We start from the raw sequence: 18,434 nt of genomic DNA on the forward strand, positions 1-18,434 counted from the left end.
ATTTTTTCAAAAACTATCCTATTCATAATAAAAACAAGGTAATTTTGTGAAATTATTTAAAGAATTAAAATGGTATTTTATAAAAGAATGGAAACGATATGCGGGTACATGCATTCTTTTAATGATAATTACATTATTACAATTACTACCTGCTAAAATTATTGGTTCTACTATTGATTTAATATTAACTAATCAAGCCTCTAATCAAGATGTAATAATAAAAATTACACAAATAGTTTTAATATCTATAACAATTTATATACTAAAATATTTTTGGAAAATTTTATTATTTAGTTCATCTTATCATCTAATTTCTCAATTAAGAATAAAATTTTGTTCTGCTTTGTTAAAAAAAAATTCGATATTTTATTCAAAATATAACAATGGAGATCTAATATCTAGGGCTACTAACGATATTGAAAGGGTAGTTTTTTCTATAGGAGAAGGAATACTAACAATAGCTGATTCTTTTATTACAGGAATTTCAATTTTTATTGTAATGTGTATACAAATAAACTGGAAGTTATCTTTTTTTTCATTACTTCCAATGCCTGTTATGGCTATAATTATTAAAAAATGTGGAAATAGATTATATTCAAAATTTCAAAAATCACAAAAATATTTTTCTATTTTAAATAATCAAGCTCAAAATAGTTTAAATAATATACATATGATACGAAATTTTCAGTTAGAAAAAACAGAAATCAAAAAATTTTCTAAAGCAGCAAACGATGTTAAGAAAAAAGATTTTCAAGTATCTAAAATAGATGCTCAATTTAATCCAATTATTCATATTTCAATTGCTATGTCTAATTTATTTGCAATCTTAGGAGGTAGTTTTTTAATTACAACAGAACAAATAACTTTTGGTCAATTAACAAGTTTTATTTTGTATTTAGGGTCTATGATTTGGCCAATTCTAGCATTTGCATGGATGTTTAATATTTTAGAACGAGGTAATGTATCTTGGAAAAGAATACAAGAAATAATAATAACAAAAAACAAAAAAACAGAAAAAAATAATAACATTAATAAAATTAATATAAAAAATAATTTATTTATAAATATAAAAAAATTTTCTTATCCTGAAAGAAAAAAAAAATCATTAAAAAATATAAAATTAGAAATACCAAATAATACTACTTTAGGTATTTGCGGTCCAACAGGATCAGGAAAAACTACTTTAATTCGTTTAATTCAAAAACATTTTGAAATACCATCAGGATATATCAAATATCATAAATATGATATAAAAGATATATGTATAAAAGAATGGCGTAAAATAATATCAGTAGTTAATCAAACACCATTTTTATTTTCTGATAGTATTTTTAATAATATTAGATTTGGAAAAGTAAATTCTTCCATGAAAGAAATTAAAAATGCAGCTAAATTAGCATGTATACATGATGATATAAAAAAATTACCTCAAGGATATAATACTCAAGTAGGAGAAAAAGGAATTAAATTATCTGGTGGACAAAAACAACGAATTACAATCGCTAGAGCTTTTTTAATTAAATCTAAAATTTTTATTTTAGACGATCCTTTATCATCTGTAGATCATGATACAGAACGCAAAATCATTAGAAATATTAAAAAATATACACAAAAAAATAAAATAACTACTATTATAGTTACTCATAGATTATCAATTTTAGAACAATTTAATAATATCCTTGTTTTAAAAAAAGGAGAAATTTTACAAATAGGTTCACATAAAAAATTATTATCTGAAAAAAATTGGTATCATAAAATGTATAATTATCAAAAATTTAAATAATAAAATATACATTTTCATATACTTTAATAAAAATAGGAAAAAAAAATGGAAGATCAACAATATTCTTCATGGAAGATAATAAAACGATTATTATCTTATTATAAAAAAAAAAAATATTTATTATTATTATCGTGTATATTAATTTTATTAGCGACAATAACTGAAATTTCCAGTCCTATTATTCTTAGTAATTTTATTAATAACATTTTAAAATATCGTATATTAAAAATGACAAAAAATTTATATCTAATTAGTTATTTTATAATATTACAAATATTGTCATCATGTTTTAATTATTTTTATACAATATATTTTAGTAAAATATCTACTGAAATTATTCAAGAATTAAGAATAAATATCATGAATGTTGCATTACAACAACCTATGAAAGTGTTTAATCAAAAACCAATAAATTCAATAATAACCAAAATAACAAATGATACAGAATCAGTAAAAGAATTTTATGAAACAATTTTATCTTCTTTTTTAAAAAATTTTATATTATTTTTCATAATTTTAACATCTATGTTTATTTTGGAATGGAGAATGGCTTTAATTAGTTCTCTTATGATACCTATAGTTTCTATTATAGTTATAATTCATCAATACTATAGCAAACCGATAATTAAAAAAATAAAATCATCTCTATCTAATTTAAACAATACAATTAATGAAATTATTAATGGAATTACTATAATTCAACAATTTAATCAAGAGAAAAAATTCATTGAAAAAATTAACTATATTAACAATGAAAGTTATTTAAATAGAATAAAAACATTAAAAATAGATAGTTTATTATTACGACCATTATTAAATTTAATATCTTCTATTGTTTTGTCCTGTATAATTACGACATTAAAATTATTTCCAATGGCGATTATAAAAATAAGTATCATACATACTTTTATAAATTATTTAAGACATTTAAATGAACCAATAATTGCAATTACAGGTCAACAATCACTATTACAGCAAGCTATTGTCTCTTCAGAAAGAATTTTTAAATTTATTGATTCCCCAATAAAAACATACGGAAATAATATTTCATCATTAAAAACCGGAGAAATACAATTTAAAAATGTGAATTTTACTTATCCAGAAACAAAAAAAAGAATTTTAAAAAATATTAATATAAATATTCCAGATAGAAGTTGTATAGCATTAGTAGGAAAAACAGGAAGTGGAAAAACTACTTTATCTAATTTAATTTTAGGACATTATACTGTTACAGAAGGGAAAATATATATAGATAAAAAACCAATAAATACTTTATCAAACAAAGTATTACGTAAAAATATTTCTATTGTTCAACAAGAACCTACAATTTTATATGATAGTTTAATTAATAATATATCTCTTAATAGAGAAATAAAAGAAAAAACAGTTATTAACGCACTATATAAAAGTCAGTTAAAACAACTGGTCGATGTATTGCCAAATGGATATATGTCAATAATTGGACAAAATAATGATTCTCTTTCTCAAGGACAAAAACAATTAATAGGTATTGCTAGAATATTAGTTTCTCATCCTAAAATACTAATTTTTGATGAAGCAACTGCTAGCATAGATTCTGAATCTGAACAAAAAATACAAAAAATATTATCTTCTATTCAAAAAAAATCTACAGTAGTAATTATAGCTCATAGATTATCTACAATAATAAATTCTGATATAATTATAGTACTAGATAAAGGAAGAGTAATAGAAACAGGAAATCATAAAGAATTATTAAATAATAAGGGATTGTATTATAAAATGTTTACATATCAACATAATTATAAAAATATTTGATTATGTAACAAAAATAAAATAAAAAAATAATTTTAATTTAACCTGTTAGGGGAAATCATAAAACCTATATCTTTTAATTTGGCTGCTTCCTTCCGAACCTGACCAGATAACTAAAAGTAAATAGAATTAAAATTAAACCCTAACAGGAGATTTTAATAATTAAAAAAAATTATTAATAAAAATAAAATTTATTTAAATGATATTTTCTATTAATATACCATATAAATCTTTAAAAATATATATATTTTAATATAAAAATTTAAAATTAAAAAATTTTTAATCTGGAGAAAAATGAAATATCAAATATTATCTAATCAATGGAGACCTCAGACTTTTAATCATATTGTAGGACATAAATACGTTATACGTATCATTAAAAACAGTCTTGATTTAAATAGAATTCATCAATCCTGGTTATTTTCAGGAATACATGGAACCGGGAAAACAACTATAGCAAGAATATTAGCTAAAAGTTTAAATTGTAAAACTGGAATTACATCTAAACCATGTCGAAAATGTTCAAATTGTATTTCAATAGAAAAAGGAAAATTTTTAGATTTTATAGAATTAGATGCAGCTTCTAAGACAAAAATAGAAGATATCAGAAGTGTATTAGATACAACAAAATATCCACCTATGGAGGGAAGATTTAAAATTTATTTAATTGATGAAATACAAATGTTGTCTAAACATAGTTTTAATGCTTTATTAAAAATATTAGAAGAACCTCCAAAATATATTAAATTTATTTTAGCTACTACACATGTAAACAAAATACCTGAAACAATTATTTCACGATGTCTTCATATACATCTTCCATACATTACATCTAATAATATATTTAATTATTTAAAAAAAAAACTAAAAAAAGAAAAAATAAAAATTAATAAAGAAACTTTAAATATAATATCAAATTCTGCAAATGGAAGTATTAGAAGCGCGCTTAATACTCTTGAACTTGCTATTTGTTCAACTAAAAATAGAATAATAGATACAAAAAAAATTAATAAATTATTAGGTATTTTTGATAAAAAAAAAATATTTATATTAGCTGAAAACATTATTATTAATAATATTAATAAAATATTAAATATACTAGATAATATAGAAGCAATAGGTATACAGTATAATAATATTATATCATCATTAATTATTTTTTTTCATAACTTATCTATAGTAAAAATTACTATATCAAAAAAAAATTATATAATAAATAATTTATCAGAATATAATAAAAACATTTATTTTTTATCTAAAAAAATTTCCTTTAAAGATATACAAATTTATTGTAAAATCCTTATTCAAGGAGAAAAGTATATGAAATATGCACCTAATCCTAGGATTGGTATAGAAATAATATTATTTCAAATATACCAATATATAAAAGAAAAAAATATATCTAATAAAATTTGTTTATAAAATAAATAATATTTATATCATATAAACATTTTTAATTTAAAACTTAAAATTATAAATAATATAATAAAATGTTTATTTATAATAAAAATTCTACTTAAGAAAAAAAAGAAAAAACATGTCTACAAACGAAAAAATTAATGAAATATTTAAACAAGCTCAAAAAATGCAGAAAAAAATGGAAGAAATACAAAAAGATATTAGCAAAACAAGTATTACTGGAAAATCAGGAGCTGATTTAGTAAAAGTAATTATGAATGGAAATTATAACTGTAAGTCTATTAAAATTAATGATGAACTCTGGAATGAAAATAATAAAATATTATTACAGGATTTAATTACATCAGCGATTAATGATGCTATTACACAAATTACAAAAATGCAGAAAAAAAAATTATCATTACAATCTAGTTTTATAAAATAAAAATAATATAAATAAAGTACAAAAAATCAGTTATAATATATTTTTAATAAAATTATCTCTATAAAATAGAGATATTAATTTAATAAATAAAGAAAATAGGATTTAAAATGAAAGATAAACAAAAAAAAACTCATATTTTTCAATCAGAAGTAAAAGAATTACTACATCTTATGATTCATTCTTTATATTCAAATAAAGAAATATTTTTAAGAGAATTAATATCTAATGCATCTGATGCAATAGAGAAAATAAGATTTGAAAAATTATATAATCCAGAAAAATACTCAAAAAATAATTATATACCTAAAATACAAATTTCAATAAAGAAAACAGAAAAACAAATCATTATTTCTGATAATGGTATTGGAATGACCTATAAAGAAGTTATAAAAAATTTAGGTACTATAGCTAAATCTGGAACAAAATCTTTTTTAAAAAAAATTGATAATATAGAAAACAAAGAAAAAAATGAATTTATTGGCCAATTTGGAGTAGGATTCTATTCATCTTTTATAGTTTCTGAAACTGTTTCAGTATATACAAAACATGCATCCAATAAAGAAAAAAATGGAACACTATGGATATCTAACGGGAAAGGAGAATATTCAGTAGAAACTATTCCTATGGAAGAATATGGAACAAAAATTATACTATTATTAAAAGATTCAGAAAAAGAATTTTTAGAAAGCTGGAAAATTAAACAAATCATAAAAAAATATTCTGATCATATTTCTATACCTATTGAAATAGAAAACTATGATAAAAAAACTAAAACAATTTCTTGGGAAAAAATTAATGAAGCACAAGCTCTATGGACGCAAAATAAAAATAATATTACTAAAGAATCCTACCAAAAATTTTATACATATATTACCCATGATTCTGAAAAACCGCTAATATGGAGTCATAATAGAGTTGAAGGAAATCAAGAATATATTAATTTATTATACATTCCTAAAAAAGCAACATGGGATATGTGGCATAGAGAAAATAAGCATGGTTTAAAATTATATGTAAAACATATATTTATAATGGATGAAGCTACACAATTTCTTCCAAATTATTTACGTTTTGTAAAAGGTATAATAGATTCTCAAGATCTTCCTCTTAATATTTCTAGAGAAATATTACAAGATAGTTCTATTACTCATATTTTAAGAAAATCATTAACAAAACGTGTTTTAAACATGTTAAATACATTATCAGAAAAGAAAAAAAAACAATATCAGGAATTTTGGAATATATTTGGATTAGTAATCAAAGAAGGATTAGCAGAAGATTCAGAAAATCAAAAAATAATTTCAAATTTATTAAGATTTTCATCTATTCAGACAAAAACAAAAGAACAAATTTTATCTTTAAAAGAATATACTGATAATATGATAGAAGGACAAAAAAAAATTTATTTTATTACAGCAGATAGTTATAAATCAGCTTTAAATAGTCCACATTTAGAAATATTTAAAGAAAAAAATATTGATGTTTTATTATTATCAGACAGAATAGATGAATGGATGATGAATTATCTTATTGAATTTAATAAAATTCAATTTCAATCTGTAAGTAAAGCGGATCAATCACTTGATGATCTTGTATCAAATAAAAAAATTGATAAAAATAAAAATAAATTTGATAATTTTATTAAAAAAATAAAAAAAGTATTAAATGATAAAGTTAAAGATGTACGTATTACTTATCGTTTAAAAAATACACCTTCAATGGTATTAACAGATTCAAATGATATGAGCACTCAAATGGCAAAAATATTTAGTGCTGCCGGACAACCTGTACCCAAAATAAAATATATATTAGAAATTAATCCTATACATCCTTTAATTAAAAAAATAAAAAAAATAGAAAATCAAGAAATATTTTCTAATTGGATTGAAGTATTATTTGAACAATCTATTTTAGCAGAAAAAGGTAGTTTAGATAACCCTCATTTATTCATTAATAGAATTAATGAATTACTTTTATCATAAAAAATTTATTTTTATTGAATTAAAAATTAAAATTATTTATATAGTGAAATCATTCTTTTAGAGGGAAATTTTATTATGATACGTATTATTATGCTTGGAGCTCCTGGAAGCGGGAAGGGTACACAGACACAACTATTATCAAAATACTTTTATATACCTTTCATTTCTACTGGGGAAATCTTACGTCAAGAAATAAAAAAAAATGAAAAAATACGTAACTATATAGAAGATACTATTAATCAAGGAAAGTTAGTAAAAAATTCTTTTATAATACAATTAATTAAAAAAAAAATTCAAGAAAAAAAATGCTACAATGGATTTATACTTGATGGATTTCCAAGAACTATTGAACAAGCAAAATCACTAAAAAAAAATATTAAAATACAATATGTAATACATCTAAAAATTAAACATGATTCTATAATAAATAGAATTAAAGGAAGGTTAATACATGAACCTTCAGGTAGAACCTATCATGAAATATTTAATCCACCAAAAAAAAAAAATCAAGATGATATAACAGGTGAATTATTAAATAAAAGAAAAGATGATAATGAAAGAATTATTATAAACCGATTAAAAGAATATGAAATACATACTAAACCATTAATAAAATGGTTTAAAAAAGAAATAAAAAATAATATTAAATATTTAGAAGTTAATTCTAATGCATCTATTAAATATATAAATAAAAAAATAATTAATTATATAAATAATAATAAAAAAAATAACTAGTTTTTTTTGCGCTCTACAGGATTCGAACCTGTAACCTACAGCTTAGAAGGCTGTTGCTCTATCCGAATTGAGCTAAGAGCGCGAAGAAAATAAAATATATAAATATCTATATATATTATAGATAATATAAAATAAATATCAATAATTCTATATATAGAAAATTATAATTATTTTAATAAAAACTTAACATAAAAGTATTATTTTTATAATTTTTATAAAATATAATACATTTTAATAAATGTATATATTAAAAATATCTAAATAAATTAAAAAAATTTAATTTAATATAATAATAAAATTAAAAATTAATTTTTTAAATACATTTAAAAAAATTAAAATATGAATATATAAGATTATTTTAATATATTTAATTATTTTTAATAGATAAAAAATTAAATAAATTATTAATTTATAAATCTATATGTTGAATTATTTAGATTATCTTCAACAATTACTCCTAAAGTTAATAATTTTTTTCTAGCAATATCCGCTAAATTCCATTGTTTATTAATACGATAAGAATTGCGTAATTTAACTAAAATTTCAATTATATTAATTTGACTAAAGGATATATTTTTATTTTTAAATAAAAAATCTTTTGGAATATAATTTAATAAACCTAAAATATTACCTAATTTAACAAGATCAGTAGCTAATATATTAGCTAAATAAATATTATTTTTTTTAATTTTATTTATATAACGGGATAATTTCTGAAGTATTAAACATGCTTTAGGTGTATTAAAATCATCATTCATAGCATCATAAAATTTGTTTCTAAATATATTTCGTAATTTAATTTTATAATTGGTTTTAACATGAAAATTAGTTATACAATTCAATAATGACATATATATTTTTTCTAAAATATTTTTAGATAAACACAAATTTTTTTCTAAAAAATATAATGGATGTCGATAATGAGTAGATAAAAAATAATACCTAATTACTTCAGAATCATATTTTTTTAATAAATAACGTATAGAAATAGTATTTGACAAAGATTTTGACATTTTATTGTTATTAATAATAACCATTCCAGAGTGCATCCAGAATTGAACAATAAAATCATTTTTAAAACTTTTTAATTGAGCTAATTCATTTTCATGATGTGGAAATAATAAATCAACTCCACCTCCATGAATATTAACTTTTCCTTTAAAAAATTTATTAATAATAGCTGAACATTCAATATGCCAACCAGGACGACCTGAACCCCAAGGAGACGGCCAAAATGGTTCATTTGGATCTATACTTCGTTTCCATAAGACAAAATCTTTAGTATAAATTGAACTTAAATTATTAATATTTTTATTTTCATAAAAACAACAATTATTAATTTTATGAGATAATGATCCATAATTTTTATATCTACAAATAGAAAACAATATATCACCATTATCAGATATATAAGCATGATTTTTTTTTAATAAAATCTTTATTATAAATATAATGTCTGATATACACTCTGTAACTCTAGGCTCTTTGTTTGGACGTAATAAATTTAAACATAAAAAATCTTCATTCATTAATTTAATCATACGTTTTGAAAAAAAACTAATTGATTCTTTTTTTTGTTTTGATTTATAAATTATTTTATCATCAATATCAGTAATATTTCTAACGTAATAAGTTTTATATCCTAAATTTTTTAAATAACGTATTATTATATCAAACATAATAAATGTACGTGCGTGACCAATATGACATAAATCATATACTGTTACACCACATACATAAATATTTATTTGTTCTGTAAATAAAAAATCAAATTTTTCCTTTTTCTTTGTTAAAGTATTAAAAATTTTTAACATATTGATGCTCTTAACGCTTAAAATAAAATTTATATTATAAAACAATTGATTAATTACTTACATAAATATAAAAATATTTTATTTATATAAATTATTTTATTTAATAGAAAAATACAATATAATATATAAATAAAAATTTAATTAAAAAAAATTTTATTATTAAATAATAAATTAATATATTATAAAATAAATTTAAAAAGAAGAGATAAAAAAAACAGTAAAATTATATAATAATATAAACAATAAGAGAGAAAAAATGAAAAATAAACTAGAAAAAATTTTAAAATTTCCCTGTACCTTTACTTATAAAGTAATAGGTTTAGCTCAACCAGAACTAACAAATAATATTATTAAAATAATACAACAACATATACCTGGAGATTATGCTCCTCAAATAAAATCTAGTAATAAAGGAACATATTTATCTATTTCTATAACTATTTGTGCAAAAAATTTTAAACAAATAAAAAATCTGTATACAGAACTAAGTAAAATACACTTAGTTAGAATGGTTCTTTAAATAATTTTGCGATGCGAGATTACTAATATTCGCACCGCAAAAGTACTACTAATATTTAAATAAATAAAATTTTTTTATTTCAAAAATTTATTATAAACTAACAACATTAGCAGCTGACGGCCCTTTTGCGCCTTCGGTAATTTCGAATTCAACACTTTGACCTTCTGCCAAAGTTTTAAATCCGTTGCTTTGGATAGCAGAAAAATGAACAAAAACATCTTTGCTTCCATCTTCCGGAGTAATGAAACCAAAACCTTTCGATTCATTAAACCATTTTACATTACCTTTAATCTTGGACATCTATATATTACCTTAGAGTGAAAAATTTAAACTAAAACTTATACCTACAGTTAATGCATTATTTATTATAATAAATAAATCTAGTATAGATTAGTAATATCTTAAATAAAATACAAAAACTTTACTAAATAAGTATTTAAATTAAATTAAAAAATTTAAAAAAATAGATATAAATAAGAATATAAAAATTTTAAAAAATATGATAGAAAATTAAATAAAAAAAACAATACCTGGCAATGTCCTACTCTCACACAAGGAGACCTTGCACTACCATTGGCGTTGATACGTTTCACTTCTGAGTTCGAAATGGATTCAGGTGGTACCATAACACTATTATTGCCAGGTCTTATTTTTTTTAGAAAAACACCTCTGGTGTTGTAAGGTCAAGCCTCTTGGGTCATTAGTACTAGTTAGCTCAACACATTACTATGCTTACACACCTAGCCTATCTACGTCGTAGTCTCCAACGTCCCTTCAGTAAATATATTTACATATATCACAGGGAAAACTAATCTTGAGGCAAGTTTCGTGTTTAGATGCTTTCAGCACTTATCTCTTCCGTATTTAGCTACCGGGCAATGCCATTGGCATGACAACCCGAACACCAGAGATACGTCCACTTCGGTCCTCTCGTACTAGAAGCAGCCCCTCTCAATTTTCCTACGCCCACGGCAGATAGGGACCGAACTGTCTCACGACGTTCTAAACCCAGCTCGCGTACCACTTTAAATGGCGAACAGCCATACCCTTGGGACCTGCTTCAGCCCCAGGATGTGATGAGCCGACATCGAGGTGCCAAACACCGCCGTCGATATGAACTCTTGGGCGGTATAAGCCTGTTATCCCCGGAGTACCTTTTATTTGTTGAGCGATGGCCTTTCCATACAGAAACCACCGGATCACTAAGACCTGCTTTCGCACCTGCTCGCATTATCACGCTCGCAGTTAAACTGGCTTATGCCTTTGCACTAACCTTACGATGTCCAACCGTAATTAGCCAATCTTTGTACTCCTCCGTTACTCTTTGGGAGGAGACCGCCCCAGTCAAACTACCCACCAGACACTGTCTCTATATCGGATAACGATACAAGGTTAGAAAACCAATGTTTATAGGGTGGTATTTCAAGGTTGACTCCATTAATACTAGCGTACTAACTTCTCCGTCTCCCACCTATCCTACACAATAAAAATCAATTCTCAATGTCAAGCTATAGTAAAGGTTCACGGGGTCTTTCCGTCTTGCCGCGGGTACACTGCATCTTCACAGCAAATTCAATTTCACTGAGTCCTGGATGGAGACAGCCTGGCCATCATTACGCCATTCGTGCAGGTCGGAACTTACCCGACAAGGAATTTCGCTACCTTAGGACCGTTATAGTTACGGCCGCCGTTTACCGGGGCTTCACTCAAAAGCTTTAGGTTTCCCTTAACTTCATCAATTAACCTTCCGGCACCGGGCAGGCGTCACACCGTATACGTCCACTTTCGTGTTTGCACAGTGCTGTGTTTTTAATAAACAGTTGCAGCCAGCTGGTATCTGCGACTAACTTAAGCTTCAAAAGTAAATCTTTACACTTATATGTTAGCGTGCCTTCTCCCGAAGTTACGGCACTATTTTGCCTAGTTCCTTCATCCAGGTTCTCTCAAGCGCCTTAGTATACTCTACCTAACCACCTGTGTCGGTTTCGGGTACGATTTACATTTTACCTATATGCTTAGAGGATTTTCTTGGAAGCGTGGTATCAGTTACTTCATTATTTACATAATTCGTATTCGTATCTTAGATTTATACAGAAAATCGGATTTTCCTAATTTTCCATCCTACATACTTAAACCGAGACTACCAACACCCGGATAACCTAACCTTCTCCGTCCCCCCATCGCAGTAAAAATAAGTACTAGAATATTAACTAGTTTCCCATCGACTACGCCTATCGGCCTCGCCTTAGGGGTCGACTTACCCTGCCCCGATTAACGTTGGACAGGAACCCTTGGTTTTTCGGCGAGCAGGTTTTTCACCTGCTTTATCGTTACTCATGTCAGCATTCGCACTTCTGATACCTCCAATATTTTTTTCAAAATATCTTCACAGGCTTACAGAACGCTCCCCTACCCAATAAAAAAATCTTTATTGCCGTAGCTTCGGTACATAATTTAGCCCCGTTATATCTTCCGCGCAGGCCGACTAGACCAGTGAGCTATTACGCTTTCTTTAAATGATGGCTGCTTCTAAGCCAACATCCTGGCTGTTTATGCCTTCCCACATCGTTTCCCACTTAATTATGATTTAGGGACCTTAGCTGACGGTCTGGGTTGTTTCCCTCTCCACAACGAACGTTAGCACCCGCTGTGTGTCTCCCGTGATAACATTCTTCGGTATTCGGAGTTTGCGTTGATTTGGTAGGCCGGGATGGCCCCCTAGTCAAAACAGTGCTCTACCCCCGAAGATGAGTTCACGAGGCGCTACCTAAATAGCTTTCGGGGAGAACCAGCTATCTCCCGGTTTGATTGGCCTTTCACCCCTAACCACAAGTCATCCGCTGATTTTTCAACATCAGTCGGTTCGGTCCTCCAGTTGGTTTTACCCAACCTTCAACCTGCTCATGGATAGATCACCGGGTTTCGGGTCTGTATCTTGCAACTATAAAAAATCGCCCATTTAAGACTCGGTTTCCCTACGGCTCCCTAAAATAAGTTAACCTTGCTACAAAATACAAGTCGCTGACCCATTATACAAAAGGTACGCAGTCACTTTTCAAATAATTAAAAGCTCCTACTGATTGTACGTATTTGGTTTCAGGATCTATTTCACTCCCCTAACCGGGGTTCTTTTCGCCTTTCCCTTACGGTACTAGTTCACTATCGGTCATTCAGGAGTATTTAGCCTTAGAGGATGGTCCCCCTATCTTCAAACAAGATTTCTCGTGTCCCGTTCTACTTTTTGAATTCCAGAAAAAAAATACTTCATATACAGGACTATCACCTTGTATCGTTAATTTTTCCAAATTATTCTACTATATTTTTATTCTTTTATAATTCTAGGCTTTTCCCATTTCGCTCGCCACTACTAAGGGAATCTCAATTGATTTCTTTTCCTCAAGGTACTTAGATGTTTCAGTTCCCTTGGTTTGCTTTATTAATCTATTAATTCAATTAATAATGATGTTTTTAACACCGGGTTTCCCCATTCGGAAATCATCGGATGATAACGCTTCATATCAGCTTACCGATGCTTATCGCAGATTAGCACGTCCTTCATCGCCTCTGAATGCCAAGGCATCCACCAAACACGCTTATTATGCTTAACCTTACAACCCACAGGTGTTTTTCTAAATTTCAATCATATCCAAATTTTTAAAGAACATTAAAGTCAATCTTTTTTTTATTACAAAATGATTATATCATATATTTTTTTTTAGTATACAAAAATATTTTTAATTTTTGTCCTCTAGGGGATTTGAACCCCTGTTGCCGCCGTGAAAGGGCGATGTCCTAACCACTAGACGAAGAGGACTAAAAAAAATCAAATAATCATTAATTTTTAATGTTACAGAATGAATTAAAAGTGTCAAGTGTTTTTTATATTTTTTATAAAAAATAAATATAAAAACAAATTTTTTTTAATAATTTATTTATCTTTTCTAATAAAAAATATTTTTTTTAAAAAGTTATCTTTAATATAAATTTAAAATTTATATAGTTAACTTTAAAAGATCAATATTTTTTTTAATATTAGGTAATATTTTAAACCATAAAAAACACGAATAAGCTGCTTGAGCTACTAACATACCTAGACCATCAGAGCAATATTTACTACCTAAATATTTACATAGTAATAAAAAAGGAGTTAACAATTTTTTCTTGGCATAAGAAATATCATAACATCTTGTATCAGGAAAAATTAATTTTTTAGGAAAAATTGGAGATTTATTATCTAATCCACAAGAAGTAGCATTAATAATAATATCAAATTTATTTTCATATAAATAATCTGAAAAAATAAAAATTTTTCCAAAATGTTTAAATCTTTTCACTAATTTAATAGAATTAATAATTGTTCTGTTTAAAACGAAAATACAACATTTTTCTTTTAATAAATGATATACAACAGAATAAGCTGCACCTCCAGAACCTAATAACAATACAATTGTATTATTTTTTTTTAAATATTTTAAACGCTTTAAATCATATATTAAACCAATTCCATCTGTATTATCACCTAAAAAATTATTATCCTCAATTTTTACTAAAGTATTTAAAGAACCAGAAATATATGCTTTTTTACTATATTGATCAGGAATTCTAAATGAGTCTCTTTTAAACGGTACAGTAATATTACATCCATAACCGCCAGAATTAAAAAATTCTACTACTTTTTTAAAAAAATTTGATTTTGTACATAAAAAAGAGCTATAATTATAGTTTATTTTTATATCTCTAGAAAAATTTCTATGAATGACTGGTGATAAAGAATGTTTTACTGGATTACCAAATAATCCAATATATTTTATTTTTTTTTTTAATTTTTCTTTTTTCATACTGTTTCCTACAATTTTAATAATTATTTTTTATGAAAATATAAATTATATAAAAAAATAAATTTTTATAATTATACGATTTTACTTATATTTAAAAATTTTATTATAAAAATTAACAAATACATTTAACTAATATTATAAATAATGTTTATGTCGATACGCAAAATTTTAAAATTTCCAGATTATCGTTTACGATTAAAATCAAAACCAATTAAAATAATTAACTACAAAATAATAAAAATAATACGAGATATGTTTGATACAATGTATGCTAATAATGGAATTGGATTAGCTGCACCACAAATAAATATATTAAAAAAAATTATTGTGATCAGTTCATTAGAACCAAATCAATCAGAATTAATTTTAATAAATCCTATTATTTTAAAAAAAAACCAAAAATATATTCGTACAAAAGAAGGTTGTTTATCAATTCCTAAAAAAACAGCTATAATTAATCGATCAAGTTATATAAAAATAAAAGCAATTGATCATCTCGGACAGCTATTTATATTAGAAGCGAGATCATTATTATCTATCTGTATCCAACATGAAATGGATCATTTAATTGGGAAACTATTTATAGATTATATTAATTAATAATATATTTTTTATAAATCAATCTATTTATATTATAAAATGTCAAAAAAAACATTAAAAATTATTTTCGCAGGTAGCAATGATTTTTCATTAGCACACCTATACTCATTATTTTATTCAAAATATGTTATATCAGCCATAATAACTAAACCAGATAATTTATATTGTAAAAAAAAAGATAATATTTTTTCTTCTATTAAAAAATTTGCAATTAAAAATAATATTAAAATATTACAACCAGATAATTTACTAAAAAAAAATTTTTATCAATCTATTTTAGATATAAAAGCAAATATATTAATAGTATCATCTTATGGATCTATTATACCAAAAAAAATTCTAAAATTATTTCCTTTAGGAGGAATAAATATACACGCATCTTTATTACCAAGATGGAAAGGTGCTGCTCCAGTACAATGGGCAATATTATCAGGAGACAAAAAAACAGGTATTAGTGTAATAAAAATGAACTCCAGTATTGATTCAGGAAAAATAATTTATATGTTACCCTGTCCTATTGATTTAACTGATACTACTATAACATTATGTGCAAAACTAATTCCAATCTCATTACAATGTATGTATCAATCTCTAAACATTATAAATAATCCAAATATAAAAAAATACCTTAAACAAGATAAAACAGTTAAAACTATTGCTCCAAAAATACAAAAAAAAGATTCAAGAATCTCTTGGTCACTTTCTGTAAAAAAAATAGATCGATTAATTAGGGCATTTACTCCTTGGCCCGGCTGTCAATTCTTAATAAATAATTATTTTATAAAAATAAAAAAACATTCAATTATATCATTTGATAAAAATAACTTTCATTGTGGAGAAATTATAAAAATAAATAAAAAAGGAATACAGATAAATACTAAAAAGGGAATATTAAATATAGAAAAAATAAAAATTCCTGGAAAAAAAACTACACATATTAGTCAAATTATACATACAAAAAAAAAAATATTTGTTAAACATGCAATACTTAAATAATATTTAATATTTTAAAATATAAAAATTATCAGAAGAACGGCATAAACATGCCGTTTTTATTAAACTTATAAATTTAAAAATTAATTAAAAATTGTTTAATAATTTTTAAAAATTTCGACCTACTAATTCTATATATGCTATAGTAGCATTATCACCTTTTCTAAAACCACATTTTAGTATACGCAAATAACCACCTGGTCGAGAATAAAAATAAGGCCCTAATTCATGAAATAATTTTTTTACTGTAAAAATATTATGAATACGAGAAAATACTAGTCTACGATTAACTATCGTATCATATTTAGATAATGTAATAATAGGTTCAACAAAACGACGCAATTCCTTTGCTTTAGGTAAAGTAGTTTTAATATATTCATGTTTAATCAATGAACACGTCATATTCTTTAACATAGATTTTAAATGACTACGCTTTCTATTTAATAATCGTCCTATTTTTCTATGTCTCATAGTATTGCTATCCTGTTAAAAATTGAAAAATTTTTAATATATACTAAAAAATATTTTATTTAAAAGAATTTAATCTTCTATCAGAATTTTAGGTGGCCAATTATCTAATTTCATTCCTAATGATAAACCCCTAGATGCTAATATATCTTTAATTTCAGTTAATGATTTTTTTCCTAAATTAGGAGTTTTTAATAATTCTACTTCAGTTTTTTGTACTAAATCACCAATATAATGAATACTTTCAGCTTTTAAACAATTAGCAGATCGTACGGTTAGCTCTAAATCATCTACAGGACGCAATAAAATAGGTTCAAATTCAGGTTTTTCTTCTTTAATTTCTGGCTCACGAATACCTCTTAAATCTATAAAAGATTCTAATTGATCAGCTAAAATAGTAGCTGCTTTTCTAATAGCTTCTTCTGGATCAATAGTTCCATTAGTTTCCATATCTATAATTAATTTATCTAGATCAGTTCTTTGTTTTACACGAGCAGATTCAACATTATAAATAATACGTTCTATAGGACTATATGATACATCTAAAAATAATTTACCAATAATTCGATTATTTTTATTTAAATCTTTACTAGATTTAGCTGTCATATACCCCCTTCCACGCATTACTTTCATTCGAATATCAATAGAAACATTAGGACAAGTTAGATGACAAATAATGTGCTTTAAATTTATGATTTCTGTAGAAGAATCATAATCAATATCTGCAGCAATAACTGGCCCTACGCCACTTTTTTTTAAATGTAATATAACTTCATCTTTCCCAAATAATTTTATTGATAAACCTTTTAGATTTAACAATATATCTAAAATATCTTCTTGAACTCCTTCTTTATGCATATATTCGTGTAATATACCATTTATCTCAACTTCTGTAACAGCACACCCGGACATAGAAGATAATAAAATTCTTCTTAAAGCATTTCCTAATGTATGTCCAAAACCACGCTCTAATGGTTCTAAAGTAATCTTTGCACGTGTAGTACTTATCTGTTTAATGTCTACTAATCGTGGTTTTAAAAAATCTTCTACAAAATCCTGCATTA

Annotated in this window: 14 protein-coding genes, 2 tRNA genes and 2 rRNA genes; 9 read left to right on the forward strand and 9 right to left on the reverse strand. The window is 24.8% G+C overall.

Annotated features, from left to right (window positions below):
* Window positions 1-46: 46 nt before the first annotated feature.
* From BUCICURV3402_RS01550 to BUCICURV3402_RS01580, 6 genes are all read left to right on the forward strand, one after another.
* On the forward strand, window positions 47-1,783 hold the full coding sequence (locus tag BUCICURV3402_RS01550; RefSeq protein WP_154029347.1) for an ABC transporter transmembrane domain-containing protein: 1,737 nt from the start codon (window positions 47-49) through the stop codon (window positions 1,781-1,783).
* Window positions 1,784-1,828: 45 nt separating this feature from the next.
* Window positions 1,829-3,580 carry an ABC transporter transmembrane domain-containing protein gene (locus BUCICURV3402_RS01555; RefSeq protein WP_154029348.1) on the forward strand — a complete coding sequence of 584 codons (1,752 nt, stop codon included), beginning with the start codon at window positions 1,829-1,831 and terminating at the stop codon, window positions 3,578-3,580.
* Between the two features lie 291 nt (window positions 3,581-3,871).
* The gene (dnaX, locus tag BUCICURV3402_RS01565; RefSeq protein ID WP_154029349.1) at window positions 3,872-4,999 is read left to right on the forward strand and encodes a DNA polymerase III subunit gamma/tau; all 1,128 of its coding nucleotides are present in this window, start codon (window positions 3,872-3,874) and stop codon (window positions 4,997-4,999) included.
* A gap of 115 nt (window positions 5,000-5,114) precedes the next feature.
* On the forward strand, window positions 5,115-5,420 hold the full coding sequence (locus tag BUCICURV3402_RS01570) for a YbaB/EbfC family nucleoid-associated protein (protein ID WP_154029350.1): 306 nt from the start codon (window positions 5,115-5,117) through the stop codon (window positions 5,418-5,420).
* Between the two features lie 107 nt (window positions 5,421-5,527).
* Window positions 5,528-7,402, forward strand: a complete 1,875-nt coding sequence (gene htpG / locus BUCICURV3402_RS01575) for a molecular chaperone HtpG (protein WP_154029351.1) — start codon at window positions 5,528-5,530, stop codon at window positions 7,400-7,402.
* 75 nt (window positions 7,403-7,477) lie between these two features.
* On the forward strand, window positions 7,478-8,137 hold the full coding sequence (locus BUCICURV3402_RS01580; RefSeq protein ID WP_232036851.1) for an adenylate kinase family protein: 660 nt from the start codon (window positions 7,478-7,480) through the stop codon (window positions 8,135-8,137).
* Window positions 8,138-8,144: 7 nt separating this feature from the next.
* Here BUCICURV3402_RS01580 and BUCICURV3402_RS01585 read toward each other — a convergent pair.
* A tRNA-Arg gene (locus BUCICURV3402_RS01585) sits at window positions 8,145-8,219 on the reverse strand.
* A 322-nt stretch (window positions 8,220-8,541) separates the two neighbouring features.
* Window positions 8,542-9,951, reverse strand: a complete 1,410-nt coding sequence (cysS, locus tag BUCICURV3402_RS01590) for a cysteine--tRNA ligase (RefSeq protein WP_154029352.1) — start codon at window positions 9,949-9,951, stop codon at window positions 8,542-8,544.
* A 256-nt stretch (window positions 9,952-10,207) separates the two neighbouring features.
* Between cysS and ybeD the strand changes: the two genes are divergently transcribed.
* Window positions 10,208-10,471 (forward strand): DUF493 family protein YbeD, encoded by a 264-nt coding sequence (gene ybeD / locus BUCICURV3402_RS01595; RefSeq protein ID WP_154029353.1) that lies wholly within the window; start codon window positions 10,208-10,210, stop codon window positions 10,469-10,471.
* Between the two features lie 90 nt (window positions 10,472-10,561).
* On the opposite strand, the gene cspE is transcribed toward ybeD, so the two are convergent.
* From cspE to aroE, 5 genes are all read right to left on the reverse strand, one after another.
* Window positions 10,562-10,771: a transcription antiterminator/RNA stability regulator CspE gene (gene cspE, locus BUCICURV3402_RS01600; RefSeq protein WP_025369112.1), complete on the reverse strand. Its 210-nt coding sequence runs from the start codon at window positions 10,769-10,771 to the stop codon at window positions 10,562-10,564.
* Between the two features lie 228 nt (window positions 10,772-10,999).
* A 5S ribosomal RNA gene (gene rrf / locus BUCICURV3402_RS01605) occupies window positions 11,000-11,115 on the reverse strand.
* Between the two features lie 35 nt (window positions 11,116-11,150).
* A 23S ribosomal RNA gene (locus tag BUCICURV3402_RS01610) occupies window positions 11,151-14,079 on the reverse strand.
* A gap of 134 nt (window positions 14,080-14,213) precedes the next feature.
* A tRNA-Glu gene (locus tag BUCICURV3402_RS01615) sits at window positions 14,214-14,285 on the reverse strand.
* A 178-nt stretch (window positions 14,286-14,463) separates the two neighbouring features.
* Window positions 14,464-15,309: a shikimate dehydrogenase gene (aroE, locus tag BUCICURV3402_RS01620; RefSeq protein ID WP_154029354.1), complete on the reverse strand. Its 846-nt coding sequence runs from the start codon at window positions 15,307-15,309 to the stop codon at window positions 14,464-14,466.
* Window positions 15,310-15,459: 150 nt separating this feature from the next.
* Here aroE and def point away from each other — a divergent pair, with 150 nt between their 5' ends.
* On the forward strand, window positions 15,460-15,909 hold the full coding sequence (gene def / locus BUCICURV3402_RS01625) for a peptide deformylase (protein ID WP_154029355.1): 450 nt from the start codon (window positions 15,460-15,462) through the stop codon (window positions 15,907-15,909).
* 39 nt (window positions 15,910-15,948) lie between these two features.
* On the forward strand, window positions 15,949-16,905 hold the full coding sequence (fmt, locus tag BUCICURV3402_RS01630) for a methionyl-tRNA formyltransferase (RefSeq protein ID WP_154029356.1): 957 nt from the start codon (window positions 15,949-15,951) through the stop codon (window positions 16,903-16,905).
* Window positions 16,906-17,010: 105 nt separating this feature from the next.
* Here the strand turns inward: fmt and rplQ are convergent, their stop codons facing one another.
* Window positions 17,011-17,373, reverse strand: a complete 363-nt coding sequence (rplQ, locus tag BUCICURV3402_RS01635) for a 50S ribosomal protein L17 (protein ID WP_154029357.1) — start codon at window positions 17,371-17,373, stop codon at window positions 17,011-17,013.
* A 69-nt stretch (window positions 17,374-17,442) separates the two neighbouring features.
* Window positions 17,443-18,432 (reverse strand): DNA-directed RNA polymerase subunit alpha, encoded by a 990-nt coding sequence (locus BUCICURV3402_RS01640; RefSeq protein WP_154029358.1) that lies wholly within the window; start codon window positions 18,430-18,432, stop codon window positions 17,443-17,445.
* Window positions 18,433-18,434: the final 2 nt, after the last annotated feature.

This window comes from Buchnera aphidicola (Cinara curvipes) (genome assembly GCF_900698915.1).
GTDB lineage: Bacteria > Pseudomonadota > Gammaproteobacteria > Enterobacterales > Enterobacteriaceae > Buchnera_F > Buchnera_F aphidicola_AY.